Genomic DNA, 16012 nt, shown 5'->3' on the forward strand with positions numbered 1-16012 from the left:
GTGGTGATCGGGATGTGTGCTCCTTAGAAAGGAGGTGATCCAGCCGCACCTTCCGGTACGGCTACCTTGTTACGACTTCGTCCCAATCGCCAGCCCCACCTTCGACGGCTCCCTCCCACAAGGGGTTAGGCCACCGGCTTCGGGTGCCGACTTTCGTGACGTGACGGGCGGTGTGTACAAGGCCCGGGAACGTATTCACCGCAGCGTTGCTGATCTGCGATTACTAGCGACTCCGACTTCATGGGTCGAGTTGCAGACCCCAATCCGAACTGAGACCGGCTTTTTGGGATTCGCTCCGCCTCGCGGCATCGCAGCCCTTTGTACCGGCCATTGTAGCATGCGTGAAGCCCTGGACATAAGGGGCATGATGACTTGACGTCATCCCCACCTTCCTCCGAGTTGACCCCGGCAGTCTCCTATGAGTCCCCGGCATAACCCGCTGGCAACATAGGACGAGGGTTGCGCTCGTTGCGGGACTTAACCCAACATCTCACGACACGAGCTGACGACAGCCATGCACCACCTGTACACCGACAAAAAGGGGCACCATCTCTGGCGCTTTCCGGCGTATGTCAAACCCAGGTAAGGTTCTTCGCGTTGCATCGAATTAATCCGCATGCTCCGCCGCTTGTGCGGGCCCCCGTCAATTCCTTTGAGTTTTAGCCTTGCGGCCGTACTCCCCAGGCGGGGCGCTTAATGCGTTAGCTGCGGCACGGAACCCATGGAATAGGCCCCACACCTAGCGCCCAACGTTTACGGTGTGGACTACCAGGGTATCTAATCCTGTTCGCTCCCCACACTTTCGCTCCTCAGCGTCAGGACATGCCCAGAGAACCGCCTTCGCCACCGGTGTTCCTCCTGATATCTGCGCATTTCACCGCTACACCAGGAATTCCGTTCTCCCCTGCATGCCTCTAGTCTGCCCGTATCGAAAGCAAGCACCGAGTTAAGCCCGGTGTTTTCACTCCCGACGCGACAAACCGCCTACGAGCCCTTTACGCCCAATAATTCCGGACAACGCTCGCACCCTACGTATTACCGCGGCTGCTGGCACGTAGTTGGCCGGTGCTTCTTCTGCGGGTACCGTCACTTTCGCTTCGTCCCCGCTGAAAGAGGTTTACAACCCGAAGGCCGTCATCCCTCACGCGGCGTTGCTGGATCAGGCTTCCGCCCATTGTCCAATATTCCCCACTGCTGCCTCCCGTAGGAGTCTGGGCCGTGTCTCAGTCCCAGTGTGGCCGGTCACCCTCTCAGGCCGGCTACCCGTCGAAGCCTTGGTAGGCCATTACCCCACCAACAAGCTGATAGGCCGCGAGCACATCCCCCACCGAAAAACTTTCCACACAGATCTCATGCGAAACTGTGTCGTATCCGGTATTAGACCCCGTTTCCGAGGCTTATCCCGAAGTGGAGGGCAGATTACTCACGTGTTACTCACCCGTTCGCCGCTCGTGTACCCCCGAAAGGGCCTTACCGCTCGACTTGCATGTGTTAAGCACGCCGCCAGCGTTCGTCCTGAGCCAGGATCAAACTCTCCGTTGAAAAACAACACCCAACACCAACCACAAGGACCAGTGCTGAGAAAAAGAGATGCCCTGACAGACGACACTGACAATTACATTGTCAGAATCATTGTCAAAGAAACCATCAACCAACCCAACCACCAAAAGGCAATCAGATCAGCCGACGGGGCATAACAAACTAATTCGTCGACTATGACACACTGTTGAGTTCTCAAGGATCACACGCACCACAAGGCGACACGATCTCTCGCTGCCCTGAAGGCTGGTGCCCATTCCTATCAGAGCCACATCGCTACCGGATAATCCGGAGCTGGTGGCCCGTCTGGGACGAGCGGCGGTCTACCCGGGGCCGGGAGCCCGGCCAGACCGGCCTTGCTCCCCGCCGCTCCCTGGCGACAGAGAAAACATTAGAGGACCCTCCGCGGATGTGCCAAATCGGGGTGGTGCCTGCCGGTCGGAGCCCGTCGTACGGGCGTCTCCGGCCCGCTGCTCAGGCGGGAGGAGCGGCCGCGGTCGCGTCGTGGTCGATGCCCATCAGGCCGAAGACGCGGGCCGGGAGCGTGCCCTCCGCGGCGACGAGCGTCAGCAGCCCGCCCGCGCGCTGGGCCGCCCCCTGCGCGGCGACGAGTGCGCCGATCCCCGCGCTGGGGAGGAAGTCGACCTCGTCGACATCGACCCAGACGACCTGGCCGCGGTGGGTGGCGACGAAGTCGGCCAGCCGGTCCTGGAGCACCGCGACGATGTCCTCATCGACGCTGCCGGTCACGCGCAGCACGGCTCCCTGCGCCCTGAAGGCGAGCGTGCGTCCGTCCACGTCCCGCAGCGTAGGAGGGGGAGGCCGCACGTGCACGGGCCTTCCGGCGACCGGTCAGGTCAGGTCAGGTCAGGCAGTGTCCTGTCGGGCGCCTCGCTCGTGCCGGACCGGCAGACGGGGCACCCCGCCGAGACGGACCGTGTGGCGGACGTGCTCGGCGTGCCGGCCGAGGGCGTCCCACAGCGTGCGGTGCGCCGACCGCGGGAGCGGCTCGTCGCCGTCGTACCAGCTGGGGCCGAAGGAGATCCAGACCGGCGTCCACCCCCGGGCGCAGTCCCAGTCGCCGCGTCGAGCCTCGATCAGCCGCCGGCGGACCTGGAACGCCAGGCGCGGGCCGTCCTCGACGGTGGGGGCGGTGGCCAGCGGCCAGACCCACAGGTCGAGGGCCATCAGGTCCAGCTCGAGCCCGGGCAGCACCGCCGGATCGACCAGCACGGTCGCCACGTTCTCGTGGGGCGGGCGCCTCATGCCGCGACGCTAGCCCGGCCCGGCTCGGCCGGGCCCCACCCCGTCGGGTGGGGACCGGGCCGGTCAGAGACGGGCGAGCGCGCCCTTGAGCGGGTCGAGGCCGAGGGAACCCAGGTCGAGCGCCGCGCGGTGGAAGGCCTTGAGGTCGAAGTCCGCCCCGCCGCGGGCCCGGGCCTCGTCGCGGGCCTCCAGCCAGATCCGCTCGCCGACCTTGTACGACGGCGCCTGGCCGGGCCAGCCGAGGTACCGCTTCACCTCGAACCGGAGCGACGGGTCGTCCATCCGCGAGTGCTGCCGCATGAACGCCAGGCCCAGGTCCGGGGTCCACCGCTCCCCGGGGTGGAAGCCGAACGGGTTGTCCCGCGGGATCTCCAGCTCGAGGTGCATGCCGATGTCGACGACCACCCTCGCGGCGCGGAAGCCCTGCGCGTCGAGCATCCCGAGCCGGTCGGCGGGGTCCGCGAGGTGGCCGAGGTCGTCCATCAGCCGCTCGGCGTACAGCGCCCAGCCCTCGCCGTGGCCGCTGACCCAGCACATCAGCCGCTGCCAACGGTTGAGCAGCTCGGAGCGGTAGGCGGTCTGGGCGACCTGGAGGTGGTGGCCCGGGACGCCCTCGTGGAAGACGGTGGTGACCTCCTTCCACGGCGCGAAGTCGTCGATGCCGTCGGGGACCGACCACCACATGCGGCCCGGGCGGGAGAAGTCCTCCGACGGGCCGGTGTAGTAGATGCCGCCGTCGTTGGTCGGCGCGAGCATGCACTCGATGCGGCGGGCCGGCTCCGGGATGTCGAAGTGCACGCCGTCGAGCTCGGCGACCGTGCGGTCGGCGAGCTCCTGCATCCAGTCGCGGAACGCCTCGCGGCCGTGGATGGTGCGCGCCGGGTCGGCCTCGAGCGCGGCGACGGCCTGGTCGACGGTCGCGCCGGGCAGGACCCGGTCGGCGGTGCGCGCCATGTCCTGGGTGATCCGGTGCAGCTCCTCCCAGCCCCACAGGTAGGTGGCCTCCAGGTCGACCTCGGCGCCGAGGAAGACGCGCGAGGCCAACGCGTACGCCTCGCGGCCGACCGCGTCGCGCTCCCGGCCGCGCGGGGCCATCTCGTCCTCGAGGAACAACCCGGTGTCGGCGAGGGCGCGGCTCGCGGCCGCGGCGTGCTGCTCCAGCCCGGCCTGCAGCGCGCCGGACTGGCCGCTGCGGGCGACCAGCTCGCCGAACACGCCGCCGGTGCCGGGCCGGCCGGTCCACCCGCGCACCTGCTCGGCCACCTCGACGTACTGCCGCGTGGCGCAGACCCGGCCGCGGGCGGCCTCCTCGGCGAGGGTCACCCGGAAGCCCTCGAGCGCGGCGGGGACCGCGGCGAGCCGGGCGTCGACCGCCTCCCAGCCCTCGGTGCTGCCGGTGTCCATGAGGTCGAAGACCTGGCGCAGCTCGTGCAGGCCGCTGGCGATGACCGAGACCTCGCTGCGGACCACGCCGGCGTCGTACCGGTCGACCTCGAGGCCGAGCCGCTCGCGGAAGGCGTCGCGGGCCACCGCCTCGCGCTCGTCGGTCGGCGTCGCGGCGGTGACCTCGGCCAGGGCCCGGCGGGTGAGCTCCTCGCGGGCGTCGTACCCCGCCGGCGAGAGGTCGGTGAGCCGGTGCTCGTGCCCGGCGACGCCGAGGTACGTCGCGCCGACCGGGTCGAGGGCGGCGTACTCCTCGACGTAGCGGTCGGAGGCGGCGTCGACGGGGCGGTCGGTGCGGTCGGTGCGGTCGGTGCGGGGGGTCTCGCTCACGGGAGGCACCCTAGGTGGCGCGGTCGGGGGACCGGTCCGGATAGCCCGGGTGCGACGACTCCATCCGGCGGGATGGTCTTGTCGTCTTTGTCCTCCGCCCGGGGATGGGCGCGCGCCCGAGGGGAGACGGGAGACGGACAACCATCCCCTCCGGAAGGAACCCCTCCCCCATGATCACCGAGACCCAGGCCCAGGACGTCATCGGTTCGACGGCGTACGGCTCCGACGGCCAGAAGATCGGGAAGGTCGGTCAGCTCTTCCTCGACGACCAGACCGGTCGACCGGAGTTCGTCACCGTCCACACCGGCCTCTTCGGCCTCAAGGAGACCTTCGTGCCGGTCGCCCAGGCCGAGCTCTCCGGCTCCGAGCTGCGGCTGCCCTACACCAAGGACATGATCAAGGACGCCCCCCACGTCGACCTCGACGGCAGCCACCTCGACCAGGCCGAGGAGGACCGGCTCTACTCCCACTACGGCATGGGCTCCGCGGGCGTCGCAGGGAGCTACGGCGAGGCGGGCTCGTCCTACGACACCGGCACCTCGTCCGGCACCTCGTCCGGCACCTCGTCCGGCAAGCACGCGGCGCGGAGCACGACCTCGGACACCAGCACCGACTCGAGCACCGACTCGAGCACGCACACGACCTCGGCCTCGAGCACGGCCCCGGCCGGGCACGACACGTCGGGGCCGGACACCGACAGCGCGATGACCCGCTCCGAGGAGCACCTCGACGTCGGCACCAGCAACAAGGAGAGCGGCCGGGCGCGGCTGCGCAAGTACGTCACCACCGAGACCGAGACCGTCACCGTGCCGGTCACCAAGGAGCGCGCGGTGATCGAGAGCGAGCCGGTCAGCGCCGACAACGCCGACCAGGCGCTCGATGGCCCGGACATCTCCGACGAGGAGCACGAGGTCGTCCTCTTCGAGGAGCACGTGGTCGTCGAGACGACCGCCGAGCCGGTCGAGCGGGTGCGGCTGGGCAAGGAGAAGGTCACCGAGGAGGAGACCGTCACCGGCGACGTGCGCAAGGAGCACATCGAGGCCGAGGGCGACGTGGACGACCGCCGCAGCTGACCCGGACCCCTGCACGCGGACGCCCGCGCCCGGACCGGGTGCGGACGTCCGCCTGGGGAAACGCCGCGGGCTCAGCCCGCCGGCGTCGCGGGCTCGGAGAGCTCGGCCTGGAGCCGGTGCACGACGTACCCGCAGTCGGGGTCGGCGACCTCCACGCGGAGCGTCAGACCGCCGTCCGCCTCCGGGACGAGGCTGGTCAGGCAGGTGCAGCGGACGAGAGCCATGCCGCGAGGGTAGGCACGCCCGAACCCGTCCCGGGGCAGGACGTGGCCGAGCCCACGGCCGATGTGAGCGGAGGCTCAGGACCGCTCGTGGTTCAGGCGCTCCGGTCGCGGGGCAGCCGGAGGACGAAGCTCTGGTCCTCGACCTGGTAGGTCGCCTCGCCGCCGTGCGCCTGGGCGAGCGCCCGGACGATGTAGAGCCCCAGGCCGGTGCCGCCGGTCGTCGTGCCGAACCGCTCGAAGAGCCGCCCGCGGACGTCGGCGGACACGCCCGGCCCGGAGTCGCGCACCGAGATCACCACCGCGTCGCCCTCGGAGCGGGCCACGACCGCCACCGGCGCGCGACCGTGGGTGAGCCCGTTGACGACCAGGTTGTCGACCATCTGCGCGAGCCGGCCCGGGTCGGCGAGGACGACCAGGCCTTCCTCGACGTCGAGGAGCACCTGCGCGCCGGGGTGGCTGCTGCGCACCGACGTGACGACCCCGCGCAGCTGGTCCTCGACGCGGATCGGGCCGACCTTGAGGCCCAGGCTGCGCGCGTCGGCGCGGGAGGCGGTGAGCAGGTCGTCGAGGAGCCGCCGCAGCTGGTCGGCGGTGCGGCGCATGCCCTCGGCCAGCTCGGTGCGCTCGGTGTCGTCGAGCTCGGCGTGGTGGCGGGCGAAGGTCTCGGCCGTCCCGGCCAGCACGCCGACCGGGGAGCGCAGCTCGTGGGCGGTGACGGCGAGGAACTCGGCCTGCTCGGCGGCCGAGCGGCGCAGCCGCTCGTTGGCCTTCTGCTGGAGCTCGAGGATCCGCCGCCGCTCGGTGGAGTCGCGGGTGACCTTGGCGAAGCCGACGAGCACCCCGTCGGCGTCGTGGACGGCCGTGATCGTCACGTGTGCCCAGAAGCGGGTGCCGTCCTTGCGCAGGCGCCACCCCTCCTCCTCGTAGCGCCCCTCGCGCCGGGCGATGGCCAGCTCGTGCTCGGGGTGCCGCTCGGCCTGCTTGTCGCCGGGGTAGAAGATCCGGAAGTTCCGCCCGACGATGTCCTCGGCGGTGTAGCCCTTCAACCGCTGGGCGCCGGCGTTCCAGCTGGCGACGTTGCCCTCGGGGTCGAGCATGAAGATCGCGTAGTCCTGCACCGCCTCGACGAGCAGGCGGAAGCGCTGCTCGGTCTCGTGCAGCTCGGCCTCGGCGGCCCGCTGCTCGGTGACGTCCTGGGCCTGGAGCAGGAAGTACAGCGGCCGGTCCTGGGCGTCGAGCACCGCGGACAGGGTGGCGGCGAACCGCCGTCCCGGCTCGTCGGCCAGCCCGTGCTCGAGCCGCACCGCGCCGCCGCCGTCGCGCAGGGTCTGCAGCGCGTCGAGCACGGGCGTGGGGTCGGTGGCCAGGTCGGCGTAGGAGGTGCCGATCAGGGCGTCGGCGTCGTCGCCGAGCAGCCCGACGAGGTGGCGGTTGACCCGCACCACCCGGCCGTCGAGCGTCATCGTCGCCATGCCGATGGCGGCGTCGTCGAAGACCTCGCGGAACCGCTCGAGGTGCTCGGCCAGCACCGGGTCGAGCTCGAGCTCGTTCCCGCCCCGGCCCTGCCCGCCGCCGGTCTCGTCGCCGGCACCGGCCGTCCACCGCGGCTCCTCGGTGCCGGTCGGCGCGGCGATCGCGACCAACCGGTCGACGAGCTCGTCGAGCGGGACCGACTTCTCCACGAAGTCGGCCGCTCCGAGGCGGCGGGTGTGGTCGGCGAGACCGGCCTGGTCGAAGCCGCTGAACATCACGACCCGCGTGGTCGGCGAGGCGTCGCGGACGAGCGGCAGCGCGGCGAGCCCGTCGCGGCCGGGCATGGAGACGTCGAGCAGCATCAGGGCCGGCCGGTGCGCGCGGGCGAGCTCCACGGCGTCGTACCCGTCGGCGCCCTCGCCGACGACCTCCAGACGGCCGGACAGGCGCAGCTGGGTCTTGACCAGCAGGCGGACCTCGGGCGCGTCGTCGACCACGACGATGGTCGGGCTCTCGAGCATGTGCGGAACTTACTGCACCCCCACCCCCGCGCCGGCCGGCCAGGTACATCGGCCCAGGTACATCGGCCCAGGTACATCGGCCCAGGTACATCGGCCAGGTACGTCGGCCAGGTACATCCAGGTACATCGGCCGGGGCCGGCGTGGGTACCGAGTCGCAACCGTCGAGGAAGGAGCCTCCCGTGCGTGGACTCATCGGACTGCTGGTGGTGCTGTGGCTGGTGATCGGCGCCGCAGCGGCGTGGCAGCGGGGCTACTTCGGCGACGACCGCGAGGTCAGCTGCAGCAGCCTCGGCGACACCGCCCTGACCATCGGCGCGGGTCCGCTGAACTACGTCGGGGCCAACCCCGAGGTCGACTGCGAGGTCCCCGAGCCGTCGCAGTGAGGCCGGCTGACGGCAGGTGACGGGGCTCGCTCCGGCGACTTCCGGCGTCCGTCCGCGTGACGGGGCGCGTGCGGCCATCATGAGCACCGGAGGTGGTACCCGTGACCGTGGGTGAGCGACCGCCGGAGCACCTGCTCCGGTTCGTGATCGAGACGACCCCGGACGGCCTGTGCTTCGTCGGGGCCTCGGGAACGATCACCTTCGCCAACGACGCCGTCGCCACCGCGGTCGGTCGGACCGCCGCCGAGCTGGTCGGCCGGCCGCTCTCGGATCTCTTCGTGGTCCCGCCGGGCGAGGCGGCCCCCGCCGCGGCAGGGGCCGTCGAGAACCTCGAGACGCTGCTCGCCCACGCCGACGGCACCGCGGTCCCCGCCCTGGCCTCCGCCCTGCCGCTCCCCACCGACCTCGGCGAGCGGTGGCGCCGACTCGTGCGCGTCACGCCGTACGCCGGGTCCCGGGAGCGGTTCGAGGAGTGGCGGCAGGACGAGCACGCGCTCGCCGACGCCCACGAGATCGCCCGGATCGGCAGCTGGACCTGGGACACCCGGTCGGACGTGGCCGAGTGGTCGCAGGAGATGTTCCACATCGTGGGCCGCGACCCCGCCACCTGGGTGCCCTCGCTGACGTCGTTCCTGGGCCTGGTCCACCCCGATGACCGGGAGAGCGTCGCGACCGCCCTCGGCGCGGTCGTCGAGGGCCGCGGGGCCTTCACCTTTGACGCGCGCATCGTGCGCCCCGACGGCACCGAGCGCTGGATGCGCGGGCTCGGGCACCCCGACGAGACGCCGTCGGGCGGGCGCCTGCTGCGCGGCACCGCCCAGGACGTCACCGACGTCCGGGAGGCCGACGCCGAGCTCGCCCACGCCGGCCGCCGGCTGCGCCTGATGCAGGAGGTGGCGTACGCCGCCAACCAGGCGAGCACCCTGGTCGAGGCGGTCGACGTGGCGGCCCGGGCCATGTCGATCCACACCCGCGGCTGGGAGCCGCTCGGCGTGCACGTGCCCGACGGGGACCGATTGGAGCCGTTCGCCTCCTACGACGGCCCGGTCCCCCTGGACGCCCCGGAGGTCGTCGCCCTGGCCGAGCGGGCCCGCGCGGACGGGGAGATCGCGGCCGGGGCCGCGCCGGGCCCCACCCCGGCCGCCGGGATCGTCGCGGTCCCGGTCACCACCCGCGGGCGGGTCGCGTGCGTGCTCGTGATGTACGCCGCCGACGGCCCCCCGGACGACTCGACGCGCGCCCTGCTCGGGCAGGCGGCCATCCAGCTCGGCGTCGTCGCCGAGCGGGAGCAGCACGCCGCCGAGCTCGCCGAGGCACGGGACGAGGCGATGCGGGCGTCCCGGCTGAAGTCGGAGTTCCTGGCCACGATGAGCCACGAGATCCGCACCCCGATGAACGGCGTCATCGGCCTGACCGAGCTGCTCGACCGCACCGGTCTCGACGACCAGCAGCGGCGCCTCGTCGTCGGCCTCCGCGACGCGGGCCAGACACTGATGGCGATCATCAACGACATCCTCGACCTCTCCAAGATCGAGGCCGGCAAGCTCGAGCTGGAGACGGCCGACTTCGACCCGCGCGCGGTGCTCCACCAGACCGCCGGCGTGCTGGCCGCACCCGCCCACGACAAGGGCCTCGAGCTGGTCGTCGCCTGCGCGCCGGACCTGCCGCCGGTGCTGCGCGGCGACGCCGTGCGCTGGGGGCAGGTCGTCTCCAACCTCACCTCCAACGCGGTGAAGTTCACCGACCGCGGCGAGGTCGTCGTCACCGCCGAGACGGTCACCGAGACGCCGACCGCGGTCGTGCTGCGCGTCACGGTGCGCGACACCGGCGTCGGCATCGCCCCCGAAGGGCGGGCCCGGCTCTTCGACGCCTTCACCCAGGCCGACCCCTCGACCACGCGGCGGCACGGCGGCACCGGCCTGGGCCTGGCGATCAGTCGCCAGCTCGTGCACGCCCTCGGCGGGGAGATCACCGTCGAGAGCGAGCCGGGCGTCGGCAGCACCTTCACCTTCACCGCGCGCCTCGCCCGCGGCGCAGCGCCGGCCGGGACGACCGGCGGCGGGGCGACCAAGGCGGGGGCGACCGACGCCGGAGCGGTGCTCGCCGGGAGGCGCGTGCTGGTCGTCGACGACAACACCACGAACCGGCGGGTCCTCACCGAGCAGCTCTGCGCATGGGGTCTCGACGTCGTCGCCGTCTGCTCCGCGGACGAGGCCCGGCTCGCGCTGCGGACGAGCACCCGCGAGGGACAGGCGTACGACGTCGCGGTGGTCGACCTGCTCATGCCCGGCGAGGACGGCCTGGACCTGGCCCGCCGGCTCCGTGCGGACAGCACCGTGCGCCAGCCGCGGCTCGTGCTGCTCTCCTCCGACCAGGCCGTGGGGGCGGGCGACGCGCGGGCCGCCGGCTTCGAGGCGACCGTCGCCAAGCCGGTGCGCCACGACGAGCTGCGCGAGCTGCTCGCCTCGCTGCTCGGCCCCGCCGCGAACCGAGACGCCCAGCGGCCGGCCGAGCCGGTCGCGCCGGCCGACGAGCTCGGGCTGCGGGTGCTGGTCGTCGAGGACAACCCGGTCAACCAGCTGGTCGCCACCGGGATCCTGGAGAGCCGGGGCTATGCCGTCGACGTCGCCTCCGACGGGGTCGAGGCGCTGGAGCGGCTCCGCGGCGACCACGGGTTCGCCGCCGTCCTCATGGACTGCCGGATGCCGCGGCTCGACGGCTTCGGGACCACCCGCGCCTACCGACGCGGGGAGCCCGAGGGCCGCCGCACGCCGATCATCGCGATGACCGCCTCGGCCCTCGAGGGAGAGCGCGAGCGCTGCCTGGCCTCCGGCATGGACGACTTCCTCACCAAGCCGGTCGACCCCGGCGACCTCGACGCGGTGCTCCGCCGCTGGACCGGGCCGCAGGCCACCGGCTGCGTCGGCGCCGACGGCTCCGGCGACCGGGCCGGCGACGGAGCCGGCGACCGGGCCGGCGACCGGGCCGGCGACGAGGCCGGCCGCTCGCGGCCGACCGGGCCGGTGCTCGACCCCTCCCGGGTGCGGATGCTCGATGAGCTGCGCAAGGACGGGGTGAGCTTCTTCGTCCGCACGGCCGGGTCGTTCACCGGGCGCATCGACGAGCAGGTCGCGGCGATCCGCGAGGCGGTCCGCTCCGGCGATGCCAACCGGACCTTCACCGCGACCCACCTGGTCAAGGGCAGCGCGCTCAACCTCGGGCTGACCCGGGTCGCCGAGGTCGGCCAGCGCATGGAGGACCACGCCGAGCGCGGCAGCACCGCCGGCATGACCGGGCTGCTGGAGGACCTCGACCGCGAGGTGGCCGCGGCGTTGGCCGCGCTGCGCGACGCGGTCGGGCGCTAGTGCTGCCCACGGTCGGGCCGCGGTTCGAGGTCGTCGACCGGCAGCGCCCGATCCGGCTGGTGCGGCCCTTCGACCCGTCACTGCCGGGTCCGGTGGCGCCGTACCTCGCGGTCGAGGGGAGCCCGGGGGCGCCGCTCACGATCGAGGGCGCGGGGCTGCGCGTGGTCGGCACGTACGACGACCACGCCCGGCTCGAGGTCACCACCGGGCGGCGGACCACGCGGCACCGCTCGCGGCGGCACGGCCGCGCCGCCGGCCCGGTCGAGCGGCTGGGGCTGGCGCTGACCGGCACCCACGTCACGCTGCTCACCCGCGAGGCCGGGGCGTGGGTGGCCCGCTGTCGCGTCGACCTGTCCGGGCCGACCGGGCCGACCGGCCGGCGGTGGCCCGGCCCGGACGTCCACGACGAGGCCTGGCTCGCCACGGTGACCGCGACCGGCGGCGAGCTCGGCGGCTTCGGCCAGCTCGGGCTGCGCGACCTGCGGGTGGTCACCACGGCCGACGGTGCGGCGTACCGCCCCGACGGGCGGGTGCACCTGACCGCGACCTCGGCCGGGCCGGGCTTCTTCGACACCGCCCACACCTCGGTGTGGTCGCTGGACCCGGCCACCCTCGACCTGCGGCACACCGCCGACCTGTTCTTCCGCCGCCCCGACCGGCCCGGCGTGCTCGGCGACCACGCGACGCACCTCGTCCGCGACGAGGGCGGCGACAGCGCGCACGGGGCCGGCCGCTGGCTGGTCGCCACCAGCACGTGGGGCGACTTCGACCGTCGACGCCGGACCCGGGTCACGCTGGCCGAGACCACCGCGGACGTCCTGCACGGCGCCCACGTGCTCGACACCCGCGAGCTGCCGCTGCCGACCGGCGACCTGCGCTCGGTCGCGGTCTGGGACCCCCACCTGGTCCGCACCGACGAGGGCTGGCTGGTGGGGTTCGTCAACGCCAGCCGCTACTTCGCCTTCCACCCCGCGCTGGCGGGCGGGCCCGACCTCGACCGGCTGCGGCTGCTCGCCGCCGACCCGGCGCCGCGCGAGTGCGAGGGCACCACGCTGCTGCGCCTCGACGGGGCCTGGCGGGTGCTCGCCAGCGACCGCCACGACCGCACCTGGCCGGTGCACGACCTGGCCCTGCGCCGCACGGGGCGCCTCGACGCGCCGTACCCCTCGAACATCCCGTGGCCCACGCTCGTGCCGCTCGGCGAGGACGAGGGCGGCGGCTGGCTCGCGGTGACCTTCGACGGCACCCGCGCCGGCGGCCGGGTCGCCGGCTACGGCACCCACGGCGACGTCGTCGTGATGCGGGCCGCGGCCCAGGGATCGGGGTCGGGGTCGGTCAGTCGGTGACGCGGAGGAGCGGGCGGACCGCGTTGCGGGCGTTGTGGATGCGCGACTTGACCGTGCCGAGGGGCACGTCGAGCACCCGCGCGATCTCGGCGTAGTCCAGCTCCTGCACGTCGCGCAGCACCAGCGGCTCGACCAGCTCGGGATGCTCGGCCGCGACGACCTCGAGCGCCTCGAGCAGGTCCAGCCGGCTCCCGGCGATGACGCTGGTCGTGCGGGGGTCCGCGACGGCCGGCAGCTCCTCGGTGGGGCGCTCGGCCGAGCGCCGCTTCAAGGTGCGGTACGTCGACCGGGCGCTGTTGGAGGCCACCACGTGCAGCCACGTGGTGAACCGGCTGCGGCCCCCGAACGAGCCGATCCGCGTCGCCACGAGCAGCAGCGCATCCTGGGCGGCCTCCTCGGCGTCCTCGGGGTAGAGCAGCATCCGCCCGCAGATGCGCCGCACCCGCGGCTGGACCGCCGCGAGCAGCTGCTCGAGCGCGTCGCGGTCGCCGGCCGCTGCTCGCAGCGCCAGCGCGTCGAGGTCGTCGGGGGTGGGCTCCTCCACGTTCTGGGACGATACGGCCATGCCCCTCCCCGAGCGTCTCGGCCGCCTCCGGCGCGTCGACCGGCTCGGCGTCGGCGGGTTCTCGACCGTGTGGCTCTACCACGACGGCGAGCTCGACTCCGACGTCGCGGTCAAGGCGCTGGCGGAGAACTGGGCGCAGCGGCTCGACGTCCGCGAGCGCTTCCTGGAGGAGGCCCGGATCCTGCGGCGCGCGGACAGCGACCACGTGGTCCGCGTGCACGACATCGGCGAGGCCGACGGCACGCCGTACTTCGTGATGACCTACGCCGACCTCGGCTCGCTGGCCACCCAGCTCGAGCCGGGCCGCCCGCTGCCGCCGGGGCGGGTGCTCGACCTGGTCGCGCAGGCCGCCGACGGGCTCGGGGTGCTCCACGACCTCGGGGTGGTGCACCGCGACGTCAAGCCGCAGAACCTGCTGCTGCGCACCGCCGGCAGCGCCGGGGAGCGGCTGCTCGTCGCCGACCTCGGCGTGGCCAAGGCGATGCTGCACGCGAGCGGGCTGACCCAGGTGGTCGGCACGCCGGCGTACATGGCACCCGAGCAGGCCCTCGGCACCGGCGTCGACCGCCGCGCGGACGTGCACGCGCTGGCGGCGGTGGCCTACCAGATGCTGACCGGCGAGCTGGCCCGCACCGGCTCGGTCAGCGCGCTGGCGAGCGCCGGGCTGCCGGCCGCGCCCTCGACGCTGGCCGACCTCCCGCCGGCCGTCGACGACGTCCTGCTCTCCGCGCTGGACCCCGACCCCGACCACCGCCCCGACGACGTCGCCGGGCTGGTGTCGGGGCTCCGCGACGCGCTCGAGGCGGGCCCGACCGCGCCACTGCCGGCCCGCCGGTCGCCGGCGCCCGCGAGCGCGAGCGCGCACCCAGCGGGGCGGCCCGCCCGCTCCCCCGTGGTCACCGGTCTGGTCACCGGGCTGGCCACCGGCCTGCTGGCCGTGCTCGTGCTCGTCGTCGCGTTCGCGGCGGCGTACGCCGGCGTGCGCCTGCTCACCTGACGACCCTAGGCTGGGCGTGACCCGCGCCACCCCTGCGGGTCGACCACCGCACCGCCGCACACCCTCGCGGCCGCACAGGAAGCAGGCACACCCATGTCAGCGAGCCCCACCGTCGATGTCTTCGAGCTCGGCTCCGAGCACGAGCAGGTCGTCTTCTGCAACGACCCCGCCACCGGCCTCCGCGCCGTCGTGGCCATCCACTCCACCGCCCTGGGGCCGGCGCTGGGCGGGACCCGGTTCCACCCCTACGCCTCCACCGCCGACGCCGTCTCCGACGTGCTCGACCTCTCCCGCGGGATGAGCTACAAGGCCGCGCTCGCCGGCCTGGACCTCGGCGGCGGCAAGGCCGTCATCCTCGGCGACCCCGCGACGCTGAAGACCGAGGCGCTGCTGCGGGCCTACGGCCGGTTCGTGCAGTCCCTCGGCGGCCGGTACTACACGGCCTGCGACGTCGGCACGTTCAGCGAGGACATGGACCACGTCGCCCGCGAGAGCTCCTACGTCACCGGCCGGACCGTCGCCCACGGCGGCGCCGGCGACAGCTCGGTGCTCACGGCGTACGGCGTGTTCCAGGGCATGCGCGCGGCCGCCGAGCACGCCTGGGGCAGCACGTCGCTGGCCGGCCGCACCGTCGGCGTCGCCGGCGTCGGCAAGGTCGGCCGGCACCTGGTCGGGCACCTCGTCGAGGACGGCGCCCACGTGGTCGTCACCGACGTCCACGCCCCCGCCGTCGAGCGGGTGCTCGCCGAGCACGGGTCTGGTCGCGGTGCCGGCACCGTGCGCGCGGTCGGGTCGACCGCCGCACTGCTCGCCGAGCCGCTCGACGTCTACGCCCCCTGCGCGCTGGGACGCGCGATCACCGACGAGGTCGTCGAGGTGCTCCCCGCCCGCATCGTCTGCGGCGCCGCGAACAACCAGCTCGCCCACCCCGGTGTGGAGAAGGCCCTGCTGGACCGCGGCGTCGTCTACGCGCCCGACTACTGCGTCAACGCCGGTGGCCTGATCCAGGTCGCCGACGAGCTCGACGGGTTCTCCTTCGAGCGCGCGCACCAGCGGGCCACGGGCATCTACGACACCACCCGCGCCGTCCTCGAGACGGCCGCGAGCGAGGAGATCTCACCCGCGGTCGCCGCCGACCGCCTCGCCGAGCGCCGCATGCGCGACGTCGGCCGGCTGCGTGGCCTCTGGCTCGGCCGCGTGCTGGTGGAGCCGCGGACACCGTGAACCGGCCCTCGGTCCCTCACGTGGAGGGGCCGGGGGCCGGGTCTAGCGGTCAGTCGCGGCTGGGCTCCACGACATCGGCCCACTTCTCGAGGATCTCAGGATCGACCTCGGTCTCCTGGGCGGTCTCACCGCCGTGCAGCTCCTGCGCCAGCTTCCCGAAGTCCGTCTCGTGAGTCCGGTACTTCAGGTCGCGTGCGACCTTCGTCTGCTTAGCCTTCGCTCGGCCGCGCCCCATAGGGTCAGCCCCCTCGCAACTTGGCCG

13 protein-coding genes and 1 rRNA gene are annotated in these 16012 nt (G+C 73.1%); 6 read left to right on the top strand and 8 right to left on the bottom strand.

Annotated elements, in window-relative coordinates:
- Window positions 1-27 precede the first annotated feature (27 nt).
- The 4 genes from HPC71_RS18875 to HPC71_RS18890 form a co-directional block, all read right to left on the bottom strand.
- Window positions 28-1542: ribosomal RNA gene (locus HPC71_RS18875) — 16S ribosomal RNA — on the bottom strand.
- A 471-nt stretch (window positions 1543-2013) separates the two neighbouring features.
- Window positions 2014-2337 carry an STAS domain-containing protein gene (locus HPC71_RS18880; RefSeq protein WP_171897054.1) on the bottom strand — a complete coding sequence of 108 codons (324 nt, stop codon included), beginning with the start codon at window positions 2335-2337 and terminating at the stop codon, window positions 2014-2016.
- A 69-nt stretch (window positions 2338-2406) separates the two neighbouring features.
- Window positions 2407-2805: a hypothetical protein gene (locus tag HPC71_RS18885; RefSeq protein ID WP_154616655.1), complete on the bottom strand. Its 399-nt coding sequence runs from the start codon at window positions 2803-2805 to the stop codon at window positions 2407-2409.
- A gap of 63 nt (window positions 2806-2868) precedes the next feature.
- The gene (locus tag HPC71_RS18890; RefSeq protein ID WP_171897055.1) at window positions 2869-4578 is read right to left on the bottom strand and encodes a DUF885 domain-containing protein; all 1710 of its coding nucleotides are present in this window, start codon (window positions 4576-4578) and stop codon (window positions 2869-2871) included.
- Between the two features lie 170 nt (window positions 4579-4748).
- Here HPC71_RS18890 and HPC71_RS18895 point away from each other — a divergent pair, with 170 nt between their 5' ends.
- Window positions 4749-5651, top strand: coding sequence for a DUF2382 domain-containing protein (locus tag HPC71_RS18895; protein ID WP_154616653.1), 903 nt, complete (start codon window positions 4749-4751; stop codon window positions 5649-5651).
- A gap of 71 nt (window positions 5652-5722) precedes the next feature.
- Here HPC71_RS18895 and HPC71_RS18900 read toward each other — a convergent pair whose 3' ends face one another.
- On the bottom strand, window positions 5723-5875 hold the full coding sequence (locus HPC71_RS18900; protein ID WP_154616652.1) for a hypothetical protein: 153 nt from the start codon (window positions 5873-5875) through the stop codon (window positions 5723-5725).
- A gap of 92 nt (window positions 5876-5967) precedes the next feature.
- A complete protein-coding gene (locus HPC71_RS18905; RefSeq protein WP_154616651.1) occupies window positions 5968-7869 on the bottom strand; it encodes a PAS domain S-box protein in 1902 nt (633 codons plus the stop codon).
- A gap of 180 nt (window positions 7870-8049) precedes the next feature.
- Between HPC71_RS18905 and HPC71_RS18910 the strand changes: the two genes are divergently transcribed.
- The 3 genes from HPC71_RS18910 (at window position 8050) to HPC71_RS18920 (ending at window position 12964) form a co-directional block, all read left to right on the top strand.
- Window positions 8050-8253 (top strand): hypothetical protein, encoded by a 204-nt coding sequence (locus HPC71_RS18910; protein ID WP_171897056.1) that lies wholly within the window; start codon window positions 8050-8052, stop codon window positions 8251-8253.
- Window positions 8254-8354: 101 nt separating this feature from the next.
- The gene (locus HPC71_RS18915) at window positions 8355-11618 is read left to right on the top strand and encodes a response regulator (RefSeq protein ID WP_154616650.1); all 3264 of its coding nucleotides are present in this window, start codon (window positions 8355-8357) and stop codon (window positions 11616-11618) included.
- Window positions 11618-12964 carry a hypothetical protein gene (locus HPC71_RS18920; RefSeq protein WP_253943791.1) on the top strand — a complete coding sequence of 449 codons (1347 nt, stop codon included), beginning with the start codon at window positions 11618-11620 and terminating at the stop codon, window positions 12962-12964. The genes HPC71_RS18915 and HPC71_RS18920 overlap by 1 nt, the downstream gene beginning before the upstream one ends.
- Here HPC71_RS18920 and HPC71_RS18925 read toward each other — a convergent pair.
- Window positions 12954-13508: an RNA polymerase sigma factor gene (locus tag HPC71_RS18925; protein WP_253943793.1), complete on the bottom strand. Its 555-nt coding sequence runs from the start codon at window positions 13506-13508 to the stop codon at window positions 12954-12956. The two genes, HPC71_RS18920 and HPC71_RS18925, sit on opposite strands and share 11 nt — an antisense overlap.
- A gap of 19 nt (window positions 13509-13527) precedes the next feature.
- On the opposite strand from HPC71_RS18925, the gene HPC71_RS18930 reads away from it, so the two are divergent.
- Entirely contained in the window at window positions 13528-14526 is a 999-nt protein-coding gene (locus HPC71_RS18930) for a serine/threonine-protein kinase (RefSeq protein WP_154616649.1), read from the top strand.
- 93 nt (window positions 14527-14619) lie between these two features.
- Window positions 14620-15750, top strand: a complete 1131-nt coding sequence (locus HPC71_RS18935) for a Glu/Leu/Phe/Val family dehydrogenase (RefSeq protein WP_154616648.1) — start codon at window positions 14620-14622, stop codon at window positions 15748-15750.
- Between the two features lie 49 nt (window positions 15751-15799).
- Here the strand turns inward: HPC71_RS18935 and HPC71_RS18940 are convergent, their stop codons facing one another.
- Entirely contained in the window at window positions 15800-15985 is a 186-nt protein-coding gene (locus HPC71_RS18940; RefSeq protein WP_154612630.1) for a DUF3073 domain-containing protein, read from the bottom strand.
- Window positions 15986-16012: the final 27 nt, after the last annotated feature.

The organism is Nocardioides marmotae (assembly GCF_013177455.1).
Classification (GTDB): domain Bacteria; phylum Actinomycetota; class Actinomycetes; order Propionibacteriales; family Nocardioidaceae; genus Nocardioides; species Nocardioides marmotae.